The sequence below is a fragment of the Flavobacterium sp. genome (assembly GCF_044339515.1).
Lineage (GTDB): Bacteria > Bacteroidota > Bacteroidia > Flavobacteriales > Flavobacteriaceae > Flavobacterium.
In genome coordinates, this window is the sequence record NZ_JBIIVK010000061.1 from 1 (window position 1) to 19,068 (window position 19,068).

Annotated in this window: 13 protein-coding genes; 6 read left to right on the forward strand and 7 right to left on the reverse strand. The window is 37.3% G+C overall.

Going from position 1 to position 19,068, the window contains the following annotated elements; all coding sequences use genetic code 11:
- The first annotated feature begins 226 nt into the window (after window positions 1-226).
- Window positions 227-634 carry a hypothetical protein gene (locus ACIQ0M_RS13560; RefSeq protein ID WP_396153149.1) on the forward strand — a complete coding sequence of 136 codons (408 nt, stop codon included), beginning with the start codon at window positions 227-229 and terminating at the stop codon, window positions 632-634.
- A gap of 176 nt (window positions 635-810) precedes the next feature.
- On the opposite strand, the gene ACIQ0M_RS13565 is transcribed toward ACIQ0M_RS13560, so the two are convergent.
- From ACIQ0M_RS13565 to ACIQ0M_RS13580, 4 genes are all read right to left on the reverse strand, one after another.
- Window positions 811-1,800, reverse strand: coding sequence for an aspartate-semialdehyde dehydrogenase (locus tag ACIQ0M_RS13565; protein WP_396153151.1), 990 nt, complete (start codon window positions 1,798-1,800; stop codon window positions 811-813).
- A 139-nt stretch (window positions 1,801-1,939) separates the two neighbouring features.
- Window positions 1,940-2,347 carry a large conductance mechanosensitive channel protein MscL gene (gene mscL, locus ACIQ0M_RS13570; RefSeq protein WP_396153153.1) on the reverse strand — a complete coding sequence of 136 codons (408 nt, stop codon included), beginning with the start codon at window positions 2,345-2,347 and terminating at the stop codon, window positions 1,940-1,942.
- A 66-nt stretch (window positions 2,348-2,413) separates the two neighbouring features.
- Window positions 2,414-4,855 carry a bifunctional UDP-N-acetylmuramoyl-tripeptide:D-alanyl-D-alanine ligase/alanine racemase gene (locus ACIQ0M_RS13575; RefSeq protein WP_396153155.1) on the reverse strand — a complete coding sequence of 814 codons (2,442 nt, stop codon included), beginning with the start codon at window positions 4,853-4,855 and terminating at the stop codon, window positions 2,414-2,416.
- Window positions 4,856-4,858: 3 nt separating this feature from the next.
- Window positions 4,859-5,479, reverse strand: a complete 621-nt coding sequence (locus tag ACIQ0M_RS13580) for a thymidine kinase (protein WP_396153157.1) — start codon at window positions 5,477-5,479, stop codon at window positions 4,859-4,861.
- Window positions 5,480-5,581: 102 nt separating this feature from the next.
- Between ACIQ0M_RS13580 and ACIQ0M_RS13585 the strand changes: the two genes are divergently transcribed.
- The gene (locus ACIQ0M_RS13585; protein ID WP_396153159.1) at window positions 5,582-6,556 is read left to right on the forward strand and encodes a hypothetical protein; all 975 of its coding nucleotides are present in this window, start codon (window positions 5,582-5,584) and stop codon (window positions 6,554-6,556) included.
- Between the two features lie 70 nt (window positions 6,557-6,626).
- Complete coding sequence (rsmI, locus tag ACIQ0M_RS13590; protein ID WP_396153162.1) at window positions 6,627-7,304, forward strand: 16S rRNA (cytidine(1402)-2'-O)-methyltransferase; 678 nt, start codon at window positions 6,627-6,629, stop codon at window positions 7,302-7,304.
- 56 nt (window positions 7,305-7,360) lie between these two features.
- Here rsmI and ACIQ0M_RS13595 read toward each other — a convergent pair whose 3' ends face one another.
- Both ACIQ0M_RS13595 and ACIQ0M_RS13600 read right to left on the reverse strand, forming a co-directional pair.
- The gene (locus ACIQ0M_RS13595; protein WP_396153165.1) at window positions 7,361-8,650 is read right to left on the reverse strand and encodes a type II toxin-antitoxin system HipA family toxin; all 1,290 of its coding nucleotides are present in this window, start codon (window positions 8,648-8,650) and stop codon (window positions 7,361-7,363) included.
- A gap of 2 nt (window positions 8,651-8,652) precedes the next feature.
- Entirely contained in the window at window positions 8,653-8,976 is a 324-nt protein-coding gene (locus ACIQ0M_RS13600) for a helix-turn-helix domain-containing protein (protein WP_396153167.1), read from the reverse strand.
- A gap of 107 nt (window positions 8,977-9,083) precedes the next feature.
- Between ACIQ0M_RS13600 and ACIQ0M_RS13605 the strand changes: the two genes are divergently transcribed.
- Window positions 9,084-9,506 carry an OsmC family protein gene (locus tag ACIQ0M_RS13605; protein WP_396153169.1) on the forward strand — a complete coding sequence of 141 codons (423 nt, stop codon included), beginning with the start codon at window positions 9,084-9,086 and terminating at the stop codon, window positions 9,504-9,506.
- A 21-nt stretch (window positions 9,507-9,527) separates the two neighbouring features.
- Window positions 9,528-11,216: a single-stranded-DNA-specific exonuclease RecJ gene (gene recJ / locus ACIQ0M_RS13610; RefSeq protein ID WP_396153171.1), complete on the forward strand. Its 1,689-nt coding sequence runs from the start codon at window positions 9,528-9,530 to the stop codon at window positions 11,214-11,216.
- Here the strand turns inward: recJ and ACIQ0M_RS13615 are convergent.
- Window positions 11,213-11,959, reverse strand: coding sequence for a UDP-2,3-diacylglucosamine diphosphatase (locus tag ACIQ0M_RS13615; protein WP_396153173.1), 747 nt, complete (start codon window positions 11,957-11,959; stop codon window positions 11,213-11,215). The two genes, recJ and ACIQ0M_RS13615, sit on opposite strands and share 4 nt — an antisense overlap.
- A gap of 208 nt (window positions 11,960-12,167) precedes the next feature.
- On the opposite strand from ACIQ0M_RS13615, the gene ACIQ0M_RS13620 reads away from it, so the two are divergent.
- On the forward strand, window positions 12,168-19,028 hold the full coding sequence (locus ACIQ0M_RS13620; RefSeq protein WP_396153175.1) for a choice-of-anchor L domain-containing protein: 6,861 nt from the start codon (window positions 12,168-12,170) through the stop codon (window positions 19,026-19,028).
- Window positions 19,029-19,068 lie beyond the last annotated feature (40 nt).

Genomic DNA, 19,068 nt, shown 5'->3' on the forward strand with positions numbered 1-19,068 from the left:
ATTTCACTTTTTATTATATCTTTGTCAAGTACACTGTACATAAGGGTTGATTTTGAAATGATTATGTTTTGCAACACAAATTTCGTCAACCCTTTTATATTTACAAAATAAGTTTAAATCACTTCATAGTTAACAATATGTAATTTTATACCAAAATTAATAAAAATGGAGGGATGTATTGAAAATTATTTCAAAATCTATATTTGTAAATCAACAAATACATTGTATGAAAAACGGAACTCATTTTAATTTAAACAAAAATACCTTAGGAAAATTAGACTCTAATGGGACACCTTATTTATCTGTCAGAGTTGTAGGTTCACAAGAATGGATAACCGCGGCAATAGATACTGGAGCTTTTAAATCTGCTGTAATTCCATATTTTTTAAGCCAAGTCCCTTTAAAACAAATAAATACGGAATATCAAATTTTTGTAAATAACGGTTTACAAGAGGTTGGTATTTATAATTTGGAATTTGAGATTAAAGGAATTGATGATTTCATATTCAAAGAAGAGGTAATAGGTACTCCAAACACTTATACACATCAAATTTTAATAGGAACAAATTTTCTTAGCAGATGTAAAGAATTTAATGTTTTTTTGGATAAAGGTTTTTTTGAACTTAAAATGTAATGCAAAATCTAAGTTGTAATATTAGATATCTTTGCTCAGTAAAAACTTATGTCTTTGCTAATCATAAATTTGACTAAAATATCAAAGATCTATTAATAAATAAATTTAAAATTCTTCCCCAAACAACAAACAAAAAAAGCCCCTAAAAAGGAGCTTCTATCAATATTAAAATTATCTTATACTAATTTATTCTCCACCAAATACTCCGCAATTTGAACCGTATTAGTAGCTGCACCTTTTCGTAAATTATCGGCTACAATCCACATATTTAAGGTATTGGGCTGGCTTTCGTCACGGCGAATTCTACCGACAAAAACATCATCTTTTCCTTGTGCATAAATTGGCATTGGATAGGTTTTGGTATCTAAATTATCTTGAACGGTAACGCCTGGAGTATTGTGCAAAAGTGCACGCACTTCATTCACCTCAAAATCATTCGAAAATTCAACATTTACGGCTTCACTGTGTCCGCCAACAACAGGAATTCTGATAGCTGTTGCTGTTACAGCAATGCTTCTGTCGCCCATAATTTTTTGGGTTTCACGAACCAATTTCATTTCTTCTTTGGTGTAGCCGTTGTCTTCAAACACATCACATTGCGGGATGGCATTCCTATGGATGGGGTATGGATACGCCATAGCTCCTTGGATGTTGTGGTACTCATTCTCTAATTGTTGCACCGCTTTTACACCCGTTCCGGTAATGGATTGATACGTGGAAACAATCACTCGTTTCACGTTGTATTTTTTATGTAACGGATTTAAAACCATCACCATTTGAATCGTTGAACAGTTTGGATTGGCAATGATTTTGTCGTCTTTGGTTAATTCCGAAGCATTGATTTCGGGAACCACTAATTTTTTGGTTGGATCCATTCGCCAAGCGGAAGAATTGTCGATAACGGTTGTACCTGCCTCAGCAAATTTGGGTGCCCAAGCTAAGGAAGTCTCTCCTCCGGCAGAAAATAAAGCAATGTCCGGACGCATTTCAACAGCGGTTTGCAAACCAACTACCTTGTATTTATTTCCTTTGAATTCAATTTCTTTTCCAACCGACTTTTCAGAAGCAACAGGAATTAATTCCGTAATCGGAAAATTTCTCTCCGCTAAAACTTGAAGCATAACTTCGCCAACCATTCCGGTAGCACCAACAACTGCAACTCTCATGTGTGAATTTTTAGATTTAAAATGCAAAAGTATAGAATATTAAGGTGAAAAAAGTCTGTTTCACAAAATTTTGGTTTTTTGTAAAAAAAGACCCCGAACAAGTCGGGGTTTAGTTAGAATATATAGTGTAGCGGAACGACTATTTTTTCAATAAATCTCTGATTTCAGCCAATAATTCTTCTTGTGTTGGTCCAGCCGGAGGTGCTGGTGCTTCTTCTTTTGGTTTTCTCATTTTGTTGTAACCTTTAATAATGATAAACATTACAAAACCTACAATTACCAAGTTCACTAAGGTATTTACCCAAGCTCCCCAACGAATGGCTACTTCCGGTACGGCAGCAACGCCTTCTGTTTCTGCTACGGCGGCTTGTAAAACTACTTTCATTTCAGAAAAGTCAACGCCTCCGGTTAACATCCCAACAACAGGCATAACGATATCGCTAACAAATCCGTTTACTACAGCACCTACAGCACCTGCCATAATTACTGCAACGGCAAATTCAATAACATTGCCGGTCATGATAAAATTCTTAAATTCTTTCAACATAATTTTAGTTTTTAAAGTTTTGTTAAAACGAAGTTAGTTAAAATTTTAACAATTGAATTAAAAAAATCATTCTCTGTAAAAAATTCGCTTTACGCGTTGTGAAATTCCGGTCAGAATTTCATACGGAATAGTATTTAATTGATTAGCCATAAACGTAACGGATGGATTTTCCCCCAATACAATGACTTCATTTCCTTCCACACATGGAATGTCAGTAATATCAACCATTAACATATCCATACAAACACTGCCAACAATTGTGGCTTTTTGGTTGTTTATCATGACAAAACCAAGTCCGTTCCCCCAACTTCTTCTAATCCCGTCGGCATAACCAATTGGAATAGTGGCGATTCGGGTTTCTTTTTCGGCAATAAATCGTCGGCCATAACCCACACTTTCGCCTGCTTTAATGGTTCTTACTTGGGAAATAATGGATTTTAAAGTTCCAACATTTTCCAAAAACTTTTGCTCGTTGGCATCGTTTGAAATGCCATACAAACCAATTCCTAATCGAACCATATCGAATTGAGCTTCCGGATAATTGGAAATTCCCGACGTATTCAAGATATGCCGAATCGGATTTATTTCTAATGCCGTACTTATATGAGTAGAAATACGATTGAATTTTTCAATTTGTTCCAATGCAAAATCGTTGTGTGCTAAATCATCGCTTGTGGCCATGTGCGACAAAATACTTTTCACTTGAACGTATTTACAGTTTTTCAAAATAGAAATTAATTCCTCCAAATGCGGTTCCTCAAAACCCAATCGATGCATTCCGGTATCAATTTTAAGATGAATCGGAAATTGCTTTAGCTGTTTTTGTTTGGCAATTTTTAAAAAGGCATTCAATCCTTTTAAACTGTAAATTTCGGGTTCCAACTGATGTTGAATAATGGCTTCAAAGCTGGTAGATTCAGGGTTCAAAACCATAATCGGTAATTGAATTCCGTTGCTTTTGAGAGCAATTCCCTCGTCGGCGAAAGCCACACCAAAATAATCTGCTTTGTGATATTCGAGCAATTTGGCAATTTCCAAACCGCCGTTTCCATAGCTAAACGCTTTGACCATTACCATCATTTTGGTCTCCGGTTTTAGCTTAGCTTTGTAAAAATTAAAATTGTGAGAAAGAGCATTTAAGTTAATTTCCAAAACCGTTTCATGTGTTTTTTCTTCTAACAACGAAACAATTTCTTCAAAATGAAAACTGCGTGCCCCTTTGATGAGAATGGTTTCATTTTCAAAATGTAAACTGTCAAAATGAGCTAAGAAGTCGGCTTGAGAAAGAAACGTTACGCCGTTTAAAAATTTGTGTTTATAGTGTGAAATGGTTTCACCTACACCAATCACACGACTGATTTTATTGGAAATCACCATTTGTGAAACTCGCGAATACAATTCGTCATTTTCCAAACCACTTTGAAAAATATCCGATAAAATCAAGGTTTTTTTATGGTGTTGTTTTTGGTTTTCTAAAAAATCCAATGCAATTTTCAACGATTGAAAATCAGAACTGTAACTGTCATCGATGATGGTCGTATTGTTGATGCCTTTCTTCACTTTCAACCGCATTTCAATCGGATACAAAAGCGACAAGCGATTTTGAATGGTGTCAAAATCATACTTAAAATAAAACATGACCATCAAACATTGAATCACATTTTCAATAGAAGCCTCATCAGAAAATGGAATGTTGATTTTAAAACAAGTTTTATCAATGGTTACATTTAAAGATGTTTTATCGTGAGTAGTTTTATGATGAATCATCACATCTGCCGATTGATCGCTAGAACTCCAAGAAAATGTTTTGATGTTTGGATTTAAAAAAGCGTCAATTGATTTATTTTTGTTGTAAATCAGCACGTCAACATTCGGAAAAAGTTTTAATTTTTCTTTGATTTTCTGACCCAAATTCTCAAAACCTTCATCGTGAGCAGAACCAATATTCGTTAAGATTCCTATGGTAGGCTGAATGATGGCTTCCAACTTTTGCATTTCGTTCACGGTGGAAATTCCCGCTTCAAAAATGCCTAAATTGTGTTGCTCATTAATCCCAATTACAGAGAGCGGTACACCAACTTGTGAGTTATAGCTTTTCGGACTTCGGATAATGTTATAATCGGGACTCAATAAAAAATTAAGCCATTCTTTTACGATGGTTTTTCCGTTACTTCCGGTGATGCCAATGATGGGAAAACTGAATTTTCTTCGATAAAAAGCGGCAAATTGTTGCAGAGCAATCAAAGTGTTTTCCACTTTTAAAAAATTCACCCCTTCAACGAATTCAACATTTTCGGAAACCACAAAATTGCAAACGCCTTTTTCAATCAATTCTTTGATATAGGTATGACCATTGTGGTTCGGTCCGATAATACAAAAGAAAAGCGTGTATTGGTTATTTTGCAACGAACGACTGTCTATGGAAACATTCTGAATACTGTTTTCAGGATGATTTCCGAAAAATTCAGCTTGAAGTTGAGGGATAATATCGTTAACAACGAGACTCACGGCTTAGGTTTTTGATTTGTTTTCCGCTTCAATTTTGTGTTCGGCTTGTTCACGCATAGCATGATAGTATGCGGCTCTGCTTAACGGTTCATATTCTTCGGTTTCGCCTAGCATAACTAATTTATCATTGTCAGCTTTTCTGAAACTGTAATTGGCTAAATTCCCGGTTCGGGTGCAAACGGCGTGCACTTTGGTGACATATTCAGCTGTTGCCATCAATGCCGGCATGGGACCAAAAGGGTTGCCTTTAAAATCCATATCCAATCCGGCTACAATTACCCGAATGCCTGAATTGGCTAAATCATTACAAATGGTGATGATTTCATCGTCAAAAAATTGAGCTTCATCAATACCCACCACATCGCAACCTTGAGCCAAAATACGAATATTGGCAGCGGCCGGAACGGGTGTGGAACGAATTTCATTTGCGTCATGAGAAACCACCATTTCATCGTGATAACGCGTATCGATGGCGGGTTTAAAAATCTCCACTTTTTGCTTGGCAAACTGAGCTCTTTTGAGTCGGCGAATCAGTTCTTCGGTCTTTCCCGAGAACATCGAACCGCAGATTACTTCAATCCAGCCAAATTGTTCTTTATGATTTACGGTATTTTCAAGAAACATTTTCTACTTTTCTAGCTAAAGAATAACATATTTTATGTTATTTTGTATCAGAAACAAATTTATAAAATTCCATTCGCTAAATTCAATATAATTGTAAAAGTTATGAAGAAAAAGTTAGAAGCAGATTTAATTAGTATTGCACACCGTGTTTTAAAATTAAAAGGAAAAGAAGATGTCGTTCAATTGCATCAGGAAGCTCAAAAATTATATGAAAAATTAGCGGTTCTTCGGTTTTATGAAGAAAATATCAATGTGTTGAAAGATGAAATTTCGGAAGAAGAATTAGAAGAAAAACTGTTTGCCGAAGTTCCTGTTCAGCCTGAAATTGTTGTAAATGAAAAGGAAGTAAAAGAAGAAGTTCAAGCTGAAACTGTTGAAGAAGAACCTATTCAAGAAGTAGTTGCTGAAGAAACGATTGCAGAAGAAATAATTGAGGAAGAGGAGGAAGTTGTAGCAGCAGAAGAAGAAGAAGAAGTGGAAGAAGAAGTTTTTGTTGAAGAAATCTTAGCTGAAACGCAAGAAGAAGAACCTGTTCAAGGAGAAATTAAAGAAGAAATAGAAGAATCAGTTTTTAGTCCGTTATTTGAATTAGCAACGGAAGAAGAGGAAAAACCGGTTGCTAAAATGGAACAAAAACAAATTTCATTTGAAGATTTACTGGGAACAGATTATAAAGAACCTGAATTTGTAAAAGTGAATGACGTTCCTCAAGAAGTGGAAAAAGTAACCGAAATTTCATTTGAAAAAGTAGAAGAAACCATCATTCCGGAGGTTAAAATCGAAACCAAAACGGAAACCTTTACAGTAAAAACCGAACACAAAATATCCTCCTTAAACGATACCTTAATTAAAGGAATCAACATTGGTTTGAATGACCGAATTGCCTTTGTGAAACATTTATTTGGCGGAAGCAACGAAGATTTTAACCGTGTAATTTCACAAATCAGCACCTATGATTCGTTTGAAGAAGTGCAACAATTTATTGTAGATATGGTCAAACCCGATTATAACAATTGGGAAGGGAAAGAAGAGTACGCGGATCGTTTTATGAATTTGGTGGAGAAAAAATTTGCCTAAACGTTTTCTCCGGTATCTTGTCATCTTGACGAAGGAGAGATCTCATCTTTATGATTTTTATAACTTTACCATGAGCAAACTCTATATCGTTCCCACACCCATCGGAAACCTAGAAGACATGACTTTTAGAGCCATTAAAGTGCTCAAAGAAGTAGATTGTATCTTAGCCGAAGACACTCGAAACAGCGGAAAATTATTGAAGCATTTTGAGATTGGAACGCACATGCAAAGTCACCACATGCATAACGAACACAAAACTGTAGAAGGTTTGATCAAACGCTTGCAAGCCGGAGAAACCCTTGCGTTGATTTCTGATGCGGGAACTCCTGCTATCTCCGATCCGGGATTTTTACTTACCCGAGCTTGTGTGGAAAATAACATTGAAGTAGAATGTTTGCCCGGAGCAACCGCTTTTGTTCCCGCGTTGGTGAACAGTGGTCTGCCAAACGATAAATTTGTGTTTGAAGGTTTTTTACCCGATAAAAAAGGAAGACAAACCCGCTTTTTGGCATTAGCAGAAGAAGTTAGAACGATGATTTTCTACGTTTCTCCACACAAATTAAACAAAACCTTAGCAGAATTTGTGCAGTATTTTGGTGCAGAAAGAACAGTCTCTGTTTCCAGAGAATTATCAAAATTACATGAAGAGACCGTTCGCGGAACTGCATCCGACGTTTTAAAACATTTTGAAACTAAACCCGTCAAAGGTGAAATTGTGGTAGTAGTTGGCGGAAAAGCATCAAAATAAATTGTAACAAATAAGTTTCGTTATGGTTATTTTTATACGTTAATGAAACAATAAAGTTACATAAATAAATTGAACAAGCTTTTTATTTCTTTTTGTTGTGTGGAAGGAATTAATGCTTTTTCGGCAAATTCATCCCATTTTAAAATGGCTTCTCTACATTCATCAATAATTTGTTGTGGCTTTTTGATGTTGACGTTTTTCGCTAACGTAAATACATCATTTAACTCAATGTTTTCCTTTTTTCCATTAATTGTCATTTGATGAGCCTTCAACCAAAAATTGGACGGATTAAAGGCAAAAGTCACATCATAAGCTGGCGAAAGCGACCATTTTCCATCCGAATTCATCAAAAATGAAATATTTTTGGTATGATCATCTTGATTTCTCGCCATCACGTTAAAAATTATTCTTCTAAATAATTCTTCCATGTCAGGATAAGGTAATTGCATTTGTCGCATCACCATCAACGCTTGTTCATAAGAATACGAACCCGGCATATTATAATCAAAATGAGCCAAGCCACACAACGTTTGCATGTGCATTTTTTGATTGTTTTGTCGGTCAAAACGCTTCGTCATAAAATGAGCTCGCTGATTTTCAATTTTCAATTCGCTTTCCATCATGTTGATTCCGGCAGCGGTTGCCATCAAATAATATGCATATTCAATGTTGCCATAGCCCTTTGGGTCACCCAATTGATGATTGGTCACACCGTCAAATTTTATCAACCAATAATCAAAACCTTCCAATCCATCAATTTGACCGGAGCGAACTTCACCCGTTTTTTGATTGTAGGCAATAATGGCTTTCGCACGTGCTCCTCCGGCAGAACTTCCCACTTGAAGAATATCTGAAAAACCCTTTTCATCTTTCAAATTGGTTTGAAACGAAGCCCGTTCCGCCAAAACTTCTTTCGCAAATTCAACCAAAGCGTTTATTTCTAATTTATTTGACTGGATGGTTGTTGAGCCGGATTCAGGTTCAAACTCTAATGCTCCCATGCCACGTTTTCCAATGTAACAAAGTCGATCAACCGGATTAAAACTTTGAGCAGTTTTACCTTGTTGAGCGAGCCAAGCATCGATCACTTGATTACCAAATTTGTCCGGTAAACTGTCTGCCAACAAACCCGGCAACCCTTTGAATGTTTCAAAATTTAAAAAGGGAAATGAAAAAACACGTCGTCCTTTGCTCGCTTCAGACAACGGAAGTGTAATGGGCGATAAATCTAAATCGGAGTCAATAAAATTTTTATCAAATTCAAAAACACCCACGTTTTTAGATTCGTCCCATAGAACCGCACCCACCTTGCGATTCCAAATTTTTATAGAAGCAACAGTATTCATATTTATTTGGATGGAGAAGCTTTTTTACGGTATTTTGAGCGTTCTTCCATGACTTGTAACGGACTAATTTCCGGTTCTTCGTTGAGGTAATTGAAGAGTTCTAGTTTTCCTAACGCACGCATCACTTGCACCATGGTTAACAAATTAATAGCCTTTCCGGATTCCATACGACTGATTGTAATTCGGCTTAAACCACATTGTTCGGCAAGTTCTTCTTGAGAGATGTTTTTGTTTAGTCGCATTTGTTTCAAACTAGAACAAAGCGATCGAACAACAGCGGCATCTGTCATGGCATACCAATTTTTATAGTAACTATTTTGATACATTATAGCTTATTTTATTCATTAATGAAATAAATATGCAACAAATGTACGATAATTTTTTAGGATAAAAAAATTTTTAAAAATTCATTATCTTTGAAAAAAAGTACAGCATGACACATCAAATTTCAACAAAATGGTTAGGTGGAATGGCGTTTGAAGCGACCAATCCTGGAGGAAAATTCAGAATTGATGCCGATATTGAAATTGGTGGCACAAATAACGGACTTCGTCCAAAAGCTTTGATGTTAGATGCGTTGGCAGGTTGTACGGGAATTGATGTGGCCTCGTTATTGCCTAAAATGAAAGTTACTGTTGATGCGTTTCATATTGATGTAGAAGGCGATTTAACCGAAGAGCATCCCAAATATTATCATTCGGTTCGAGTGGTTTACCATTTTTATGGAAATAACTTAGAACAAGAGAAATTACAAAAAATTGTCAATTTATCAGTAGAAAAATATTGTGGCGTTATGGAAATGTTTCGTAAATTTGCCCAAGTGGATGTGGAAATTGAGTACCATCCAATAGTATAAGCCATTTAAAATTAATACACTATGCGTTGGACCATCAAACCAAAGCCGGAGCCACATTTGGTTTCGCAATTAGCTACCGAACTTAATGTTAGCAAACTTATCGCCTCACTTTTAGTGCAAAGAGGAATTACTACATTTAATCAAGCAAAACAATTTTTTCGACCGTCTTTAAACGATTTGCATGATCCGTATTTAATGAAAGATATGGATAAAGCAGTTAATCGAATTGAAAAAGCCATCGCCAATCAAGAAAATATTTTAGTTTTTGGTGATTATGATGTGGATGGAACGACAGCTGTTTCATTGGTTTCTTCATACTTAAAAACGATTTATCCTAATATTGCCACCTACATTCCGGATCGGTATGATGAAGGTTACGGCATTTCATATAAAGGGATTGACTTTGCCGACGACAATGGTTTTTCTTTAATCATTGCCTTAGATTGCGGAATAAAATCAATTGATCATGTGGCTTATGCCAAAGCAAAAAACATTGATTTCATCATTTGTGACCACCATCGCCCGTGTGAAATTTTACCCGAAGCCATTGCCGTTTTAGACCCAAAAAGAAGTGATTGTACTTATCCGTATGACGAACTTTGTGGCTGTGGCGTTGGATTTAAATTGATTCAAGCGTTGGCACAAAATAGAGTTGAAACGATTGAAGATTTAATTCCTTATTTAGATTTAGTCGCCACGGCTATTGCTGCAGATATTGTTCCGATGACGGGAGAAAATCGCATTTTGGCTAAATTTGGTTTAGAAGTCATCAATTCCAATCCACGACCCGGAATTAAGGCATTGATTCAAAATGTAAAGAAAAAAGTACTCACGATAACCGATGTCGTTTTTATCATTGCACCTCGAATTAATGCCGCCGGAAGAATTAAGCACGGCAATCATGCAGTTGAATTATTGACTGAATTTAATTTAGAACAAGCGGAACAATTTGCTTCAGAAATAGAAGGATATAATGTTGACCGAAAAGATTTAGATAAAAAAATCACCATTGAAGCCTTATCCCAAATAGAAGATAACAACGAAAAAGAAAAATTCACAACCGTGGTTTACAATGAAAATTGGCACAAAGGTGTAATTGGAATTGTGGCTTCCCGTTTAACGGAAACGTATTACAGGCCGACTTTAGTTTTCACGAAAAGTGGCGATAAATTGGCCGCCTCAGCTCGTTCTGTAAAAGATTTCGATGTGTATAATGCATTGGAAAAATGCTCCGAACATTTAGAACAATTTGGCGGACACATGTATGCGGCCGGAATGACATTGAAAGAGGAAAATTATTTACAATTTAAAGAAGCATTTGAAAAAGTAGTACAAGAATCCATTCATCCTGATTTATTGATTCCCGAAATATCGGTTGATGCCGAAATAGATTTGACAGAAATAAATCCGAAACTAATTCGTCTTTTACATCAATTTGAACCTTTTGGTCCAGAAAATATGACACCGGTTTTTATGGCAAAAAATGTTGTGGATACCGGTTATGGAAAAACCATTGGTCAAAATAACGAACATTTGAAATTATTTGTCAAGCAAAATAATTCAGAAGGATTTGGTGTCATTGGTTTTGGTTTAGGGAATAAATTGAATCAAACAAAAAATAAACAACCATTTGAAATGGCTTTTTGTATTGATGAAAATGAATTTAATGGAAATGTTACGGTTCAATTGAGAGCGAAAGACGTTCGTTAGTTTTTGAATTCTTTCAACTCAAATTTTTCTCCATCGAAAACACCATAAGTAAAATAACCAATCCAATCGCCTAGGTTGATGTATGTTGAATTTTCTCCTACTTCCAATTGCATCGGTAAATGGCGATGTCCGAAAATGAAATAATTACAATGTTTGAAAGTCAGTTTTCGTTTGGCATATTGTACAAGCCATTCGTTTTCTTCGCCTAAAAATTTGACATCTTCGGCACCGGAAATCAATTTGTTTTTTACGGAAAGATATTGGGCTAATTTCACCCCGATATCCGGATGCAACCAACGAAACAACCATTTTGAAAACGGATTGGTAAACACTTTTTTCATGCGTTTATAACCGTTATCTCCCGGGCCTTTCCCGTCTCCGTGGCCAATTAAGAAAGTTTTTCCGTTAAAAGTATATTCTTGATTGTCATGATAAACGGGAATATTTAACTCTTTTTCAAAGTAATCATGCATCCACAAATCATGATTCCCTACAAAGAAATAAATGGGAATTCCACTGTCTCGAAGGTCAGCTAATTTCCCTAGAACCCTAACAAATCCTTTGGGTACAACGGTTTTGTATTCAAACCAAAAATCGAATAAATCGCCTAATAAAAATAGAGCTGTTGCATCGTGTTTGATTTCATCTAACCATGCCACGAATTTTTGTTCTCTTGGGAAACTTGCCTCAATAGTGGGAGCCCCAAAATGTTGATCGGATGCGAAGTATATTTTTGTTTTCAAATTATTATAATGTGATTCAAAGATACAAAAAATGTTTATCTTCTTTTTAAACTTCAAAAATGTATGTTTTGTGAATAATTAAACATTTTATCGGTTTTTTGTGAATTATATCGGTTTTAAGTTCATTTTATCGGTTTTACTATTTTCCTCCAGTATATTTTTTCTATTTTAGTTGGCTAAATAACAACAACCTAAACGACCTTATTTTATGAAAAAAATTACATTATTATTGCTGTTGTTTTTACTGACCGGAACGGTTTCTATCTCTCAAGAAAACTTTGAGGGGGGAATTCCAACAGGATGGACAGTTTTTAACAATGGGTTTGGTACCAATCAATGGACTACCATCTCAACAGTAACAAATCCACCAACCGTGTGTGAGGGAACAATTTCTGCTTTTGCAAATGGCCGTGAAAATATTGGAGCCGGAAACACTTCTGAAAAGTGGATGGTAACTGACCTAATGACCGTTCCTCAAAATGGTCAACTAATTTTTTCGACGCGTTCTACTATCAACGGATTTGATAACACAACTTACCAAATTAGAGTTTCTACAGTCTCTCAGACCAGTGGATTTACCATAGTAGCTCAATGGACTGAGGCGGAGTTAAACACAGTATTCAATATCTGCGAAGAAAAAACAGTCGATTTAGGAATCGCAGGATTCGCAGGTCAAGATATTTACATTGCTTTTGTGATGCTTGTAAATCAACCCACAGCAGCTCCCACTGGAGACCGATGGATTGTGGACGATATGCGATTAGTGGAACAATGTATTAATCCGGAAAATATTCAAGTTGGTGGTATTTCCTTAAATGGAGCGATTATTACTTGGGACAATCCAGGTGGAGCAGCTCAATTTGAAGTCGAAATAGTAGAATTCCCAAATACTCCCACAGGCTCTGGGGAATTAGTGACAGGAACTACATATAATGCAACCGGTCTCTCTTCAACAACACAATACGAAGTATATGTTCGTGCAGTTTGCGATCAAAGCAATAGTGAATGGGTTGGTCCAGCAAATTTTTTAACAACTTCACCGGGTCAAACGTGTAATGCACCTATTCAAGTCACTTCTTTACCTTATTCAACCACGGATAATACATCCGGTTACGGAGATGATGTGAGTGGGCCACCAGGAACAGGATGTGGAAGCCCAAATGGATTTTTAGATGGAGACGATGTTTTTTATTCATTTACAGCCCAAAATAATGGTGTAGTTAATATTACGATGACTCCAACCGGAGCATGGTCCGGATTATTCGTCTATAACAGTTGTGCCAATGTTGGTGTCAGTTGTGTTGCTGGTGTCGCAAACAGTGATCAAACGCCTAGGGTTATCGATTTACCGGTAACGGCAGGTCAAACCTATTTTATTGTTATTTCAACTTGGGCAGCACCTCAAAGTGTTGCTTATACTTTAACGCTACAAGTTGTTAATTGTCCTCCTCCAGCATCACTTTCCGCAGCTAATATTGGACAAACAAGTGCAGAATTATCTTGGTCGAATCCTAGTGGTGCAACTGCTTGGGAAGTAGCAGTGCAACCTGCAGGTTCTCCAATTCCATCTGGATCAGGTGTGCCAGCAACAACGAATTCAGGCTTTTTAGCGGACGGCTTAACAGCAGCAACAGCTTATCAATATTACGTTAGAGCAGATTGTGGAGACGGAACATTCAGTGTTTGGTCAGGACCATTTTTGTTCAATACAACCATTTGTGAGGCAAATGAACAATGTACATACACTTTTATATTAGAGGATAGTTTTGGTGATGGCTGGAACGGTGCTACAATGTTAGTGAGACAAAACGGTATTACAGTAGCAACATTAGGACCTACTTTTACTGATGGTGAAGGGCCTGTTAATATCACAGTTTCTCTTTGTAACGGTTTGCCTTTTGACCTTTTTTGGGAAAACGGAGGAGGCTTTCCTACTGAGGTCAGAGTATCTATTATAAATCCTTCTCCATTTAATCAAACACTTTTTGCGATAACAACTTCCTCACCCGGATTAGTAGGTAGTGTTCTTTATGCAGGGACCGTGGACTGTGATAATCCGGCTTGTTTGCCTCCTGGAGGTGTTACGGTTACCAATATCGGAGATACTTCTGCCATAGTAACATGGACTCCGATTTCAGGTGTAACGCAATACGAAGTAATAGTTTTACCGGCTGGTTCGCCGGCACCTAATGCTACAAGTACGGGGGAAGTTGTCACCGGGAGTTCGCTTGAATTATCAGGATTAACAGCAGCCACACTATATGATGTTTATGTAAGAGCTATTTGTTCAACACCCTTACCAAGTAATTGGACACAGCCAACCTCATTTAATACAACTATTTGTGATCTGACAGATCAATGTTTGTATTCTTTTGTTTTAACAGATGACTTTGGTGATGGATGGAATGGTAACACTATGAATGTTACACAAAACGGAATTGTAGTTGGCGTTATCGGCCCAACTTTTACAACTGGTTCAGGTCCTGTTACTGTAACAGTACCGCTATGTGATAATTTACCTTTTGAATTATTTTGGAATACCGGTGGTGCTTTTGCCTTTGAGGTAGGTGTTGAAATTATTGATCCATTTGGAGAACAATTATTCATTAAATTACCAGGCGAAGGTACGCAAGGAACAACCTTATATTCAGGCTTTGTTAATTGTACCCCTCCAACGTGTCCTAAGCCGAATACATTAGTAGCTTCTGCTTTAACACAGACCGGTGCTACCTTAACTTGGAATGAGATTGGAACTGCTACATCCTGGGAAGTAATAATCCTACCGGCTGGTTCTCCTGCACCGCTTCCAACCGATACAGGTGTTGTGGTTACAGAACCAACATACACCGTAAATGATTTAGACCCCGGAACTCAGTATGTCTTTTATGTTAGAGCCATTTGTGCTGCAGATGATCTAAGCAATTGGGCAGGACCAAGAGCGTTTGTTACTTTAATTGCTAACGATGAATGTGAAAATGCTATACCCGTTCCTGTTAATCCCGATACTAATTGTTCACTATTTGTGAATGGAACAGTGATTGGAGCAACTACTTCATCGCAACCAAATAATTGTGACGGAACTGCCGATGATGATGTTTGGTTTGAATTCGTAGCAGAAACCACAACACATTCTGTCAACTTAATCAATATAACCGGCTCTACTACTTTCTTGATACATGCTGTTTATTCCGGAGACGAATGTGGGAATTTGGTTCAAATCGAATGTAATGACACGAATCAAAGTGTTATTTCTGGTTTAACTCCAGGTGAAACATATAAAATTAGAGTGTTCACGTGGACAGGTACTGCAAATCAAACGTCAACATTTGATGTGTGTGTAGGGACAGTTCCTCCTCCAATTTCAGCAAATACTACTCAATACACTGTTCCGGAATTAGTACAAGATATTTTAATTAATTCTACTTGTGCGTTGGTGAGTAATATTACCTGGTCAACAGGAACAAATTTTGCATCTGAAAACGGAATTGGCTATTTTGAACAAAATGGTTCTACATTCCCATTTGAAAACGGTATTGTAATGACAACCGGAAATGCAGCAAGTGCTCCAGGACCAAATTTAGATGTTTTAGGAGATGGTAATCAAGCTTGGGTTGGAGATGCCGATTTGGAAGCAATTATTTTAGCGGCGACGGGTAATCCCATGAATTCAAGAAATGCCTCTATCATTGAGTTTGATTTTGTGCCTTTGACTGATTTTATAAGTTTTGACTTTATTTTTGCTTCTGAAGAATATGGAACTTTCCAATGTACATTCTCTGATGCATTTGCTTTTTTATTGACTGATTTAAATACAAATGTAACAACAAATTTAGCTGTCATTCCCAATACCAACGTTCCTGTTTCTGTTGTAACGATTCGTGATCAGGCACATAATGACGATTGTGGTTCAGTTAATCCTGAGTTTTTTGATAATTTCTATGAATTGCCTTCAGGATTAAATCCCCTCGGTGCTCCAATAAACTATAATGGAGTAACCATTCCAATGGTAGCTTCATCTGCGGTAATTCCTAATAATACTTATCGTATTAAATTGGTCATAGCAGATCGTCAAGATAACTCTTTTGACTCAGCTGTATTTTTAAAAGGGGGTAGTTTCAACATCGGTGATATCGAATTAGGGGAGGACTTTTTAGTAGCTTCCGGAAATGCTTTATGTCCAGGCGATACTACGGTTATAGATTCAGGTTTGAGTTCAGATACATTTACATTCCAATGGCTTCTAGACGAAGATGTAATTGCTGATGAAACAGGTCCTTCTATCGTTGTTGATGAACCGGGACAATACACACTTATTGCACAATATACTAATACAAATTGTAGCACTTCAGATTCGATTGTGATTGAATATTTTGATGATTTTGTTACAGGAGAACCTAATGATTTATACTTCTGTAGTGCTTCAGGATTTGGAACATTTGATTTAACCCAAAATGATGAGCCGTTAACAGCTCCTTTAGGAATTAACTATGTTATCGGTTATTATTTAACAGAAGAAGACGCTACACTTAACCAAAATGTTATAGCGAATCCAACCGCTTTCAACAACACAGAAAACCCTCAAACGATTTACGTTAGAGTTTCTCCTGTTAGTGGTGACTGTTTTGCGTTGAATAATTTCCAATTAATTGTTGAAGACTTAACTCCTCAGTTTACAATAACACCTGATTTCTCTATTTGTGAAGGAACAATTGGAACGATTGAAGTTACACCAACCAACTATGATCCAAATTCTGTCACTTATTCTTGGACGGTTGATACCAATCCACTTCCCGACACAACCAGTTCTATTTCAGTAACTACCGCTGGTGTTTATGAGGTTACCGTTGATTTTGGAGGATGTGCAAATACAGCATCTACAACGGTGACTGTTATTCCTACTGCAAATTTAGAACCAACTTTCGATCCAGTTTCGGTATGTCAAAATACAGAAACCGTTTTACCATTAACTTCTATTAATGGAATTACAGGTGTTTGGAGTGGAACAGGAGTAACCGCAGAAGGAGATGTTGACACTAGTGTAGCGGGCGAATTTGAATTCACTTTCACTCCCAACGATGAATTTGAATGTGCTCCTAGCATAACTTTCACAGTTTTAGTTAATGCAATAGTTGATCCAATTTTTGATTCAATAACATTAACCTATTGTATTGGAGCCACGGCAGATGCATTACCAACTTCAACAAACGGTATTACCGGTGTGTGGAGTCCGGCGACGATTGACACATCGTTAGGGGTTGTAGACGCACCGTATGTGTTTACTCCAGATGCAGGACAATGTGCAAACCCTTTTACATTGTTAGTAACAGTAACGGAAGAGGTTACACCTATATTTGATCCAATATCAACAGCTTATTGTTTAAATGCAACACCGGATGCCTTACCAACTGCAACAAATGGTATAACAGGAACATGGAGCCCGTCAGCAATTGATACTTCAGTAGCAGTTATAGATGCAGCCTATGTATTTACACCTGATGCGGGACAATGTGCTGTTTCAGTTACTCTTTTAATTACCGTTTCCTCCGAAATTCTTCCAACCTTTGATTCGATATCTGTATGTCAAAATGCGGCATCACCGGTATTACCGACGACCTCTTTGGAGGGTGTAACGGGAAGTTGGAGTGGAGTGGTAGATACGAGTGTAGCGGGAATTTTTGATTTCACTTTCACTCCTGATGGAACCCAAGCGTGTGCAATTCCAACAACGATAAGTGTTGAGGTAAAACCAACTGTAGTGGCGACATTTGATGCTATTACTACGACCTATTGTCAGGGAGCTACCGCAGATACTTTACCAGTTTCGAATAATTCGGTACCTGGTACCTGGTTACCGGCAGTAATTGATACGGCTACCTTGGGAGAAGCTACATATGTCTTTACACCTGATGCGAGTGTTGAGTGTCCGGATACCACAGCGATTGTTATTACAATCAGTACGCCTATTACTGCGACCTTTGAATCCATTGCACCGATTTGTCAAAACGGAGCCTCACCGGCCTTACCGGCGACATCGACCAATGGCGTATCGGGAAGCTGGTTACCGGCAACAGTAGACACATCAGCAGTAGGAACAATTACTTACACCTTTACTCCGGATGCTAATCAATGTGCATTAGGGACTACATTAGATATTACGATAGATGCACCTGAGACACCAACCTTTACTCAAATTACAGATTTATGTGAAGGGGGAACAGCACCTGACTTACCATCGACATCAAATGAAGGTATTGCAGGAACTTGGAATCCATCGAGTATAAACACCACTGCAACAGGTACATTGACTTATACCTTTACACCCACTGCAGGATTATGTGCTTTACCGGTAACGATGGATATCACGGTTGTAGCCTTACCATTAGTGGATACGCTACCATCGGTTAGTGCATGTTTAGAAGATGGCGGTTTTAGCTTACCTGTATTAACCAATGGTTCTTATTTTACAGGACCAAACGGAACAGGAACGGCACTCTCGGCGGGTAATAGTATCATTACATCACAAGAGATTTACATTTATTCACCGGGCACTTTAGCGGGATGTTCATCTCAAAGTAGCTTTGTGGTTACGGTAATCGATGTAGCGGCAGATGAACTAAGCGATGTGGAGGAATGTGCCCGTTACTTCTTACCAGAAATAGCAGTAGGCAATGTTTACTACACAGGACCTAACCAAACCGGTAGCCAATTAGTTGCAGGACAAGCTGTGGAAGAGAGTCAAACGATTTATGTTTCAGCAGGCACACCAAGTAGTTGTTATGATGAGACATCGTTTGAAGTAGTGATTAATAATTGCGGAATTCAAAAAGGTATCTCACCAAATGGTGACGGTTCTAACGATTTCTTTGATTTAACCGACTTCGATGTTCGAAAACTATCGATTTACAACCGTTACGGAACCAAAGTATATGATAGAGGTAATTACAGCAACGAGTGGTTTGGTCAAAGCAGTAGTGGCGATGAATTACCCGATGGAACATACTACTTTGTGATAGAATTCAATAACATTGAAGCCAAAACTGGTTGGATTTATATCAACAGAGAGCGTTAGTAGATATCATCACTCACCATTACTAAACCAAGAGTAATGG